This window comes from Oleiphilus sp. HI0067 (assembly GCF_001635735.1).
Genome location: NZ_LWFI01000413.1, coordinates 1 through 771 on the forward strand (window position 1 = coordinate 1; position 771 = coordinate 771).

A 771-nucleotide genomic window follows, 5' to 3' on the forward strand; every position below is an offset into this window, starting at 1 on the left:
GAAACACGAACATTTCTGAACGCTCAAGTTGACCGTATTAATTCGCTTTCAGAAGAAGAATTCGCTCGTTATAAAAAAGCAGTGATCTCCCGCTTAGAAGAAAAAGAGACCAATATTGGGCAGCGAAGCAATCGATACTGGAGCGAGATAGACAAGAAAGCTGCCAAGTTTGATAGCAAAGAACAAATGATCGATGCGATCGAAGCAATCACTATCGACAACTTTAGATCTTTCTACACAGAGCGTGTAAAGAAAAAAGGTTCAAACTTGATTATGGTAAGCAAGCATCAAACGTCACAAGATGATGCCATCACCCAACTTCAGAAATTACTAAATAAAAAAGAGAGCGCATGGCTCTCTCTTTCAAACTTCGATAAGTAGTATGGTCTAACGATTCAGGCGTTCGTCGATCAAGACATCGACAACGCTTGGTTCTGCCAACGTAGACGTATCACCAAGACTGTCATACTCATTCGCTGCAATTTTTCTCAGAATACGACGCATAATTTTACCTGAACGCGTTTTAGGAAGACCTCCTGAGATCTGGATCAAATCTGGTGTTGCGACAGGGCCAATCTCTTTACGCACCCAATCTTTGAGCTCACTCACAAGTGCAGTAAGATCAGACAAATCAGCATCTGCCATCATCGAAACATAGACGTAGATGCCCTGCCCCTTGATGTCATGCGGAAAACCAACAACCGCCGCTTCAGCAACAGCGCNATGAGCAACAAGCGCGCTCTCTATCTCGGCTGTTCCCATGCGGTGTCC

1 protein-coding gene and 1 pseudogene are annotated in these 771 nt (G+C 44.2%); one reads left to right on the plus strand and one right to left on the minus strand.

What is annotated here, in order from left to right; genetic code table 11:
* Positions 1-381: hypothetical protein (locus A3739_RS29355; RefSeq protein ID WP_197472055.1), on the plus strand; the 381-nt coding region annotated here is incomplete at its 5' end.
* Positions 382-387: 6 nt separating this feature from the next.
* On the opposite strand, the pseudogene A3739_RS04840 reads toward A3739_RS29355, so the two are convergent.
* A pseudogene (locus tag A3739_RS04840) lies at positions 388-771 on the minus strand (acetyl-coenzyme A synthetase); the annotation flags it as partial.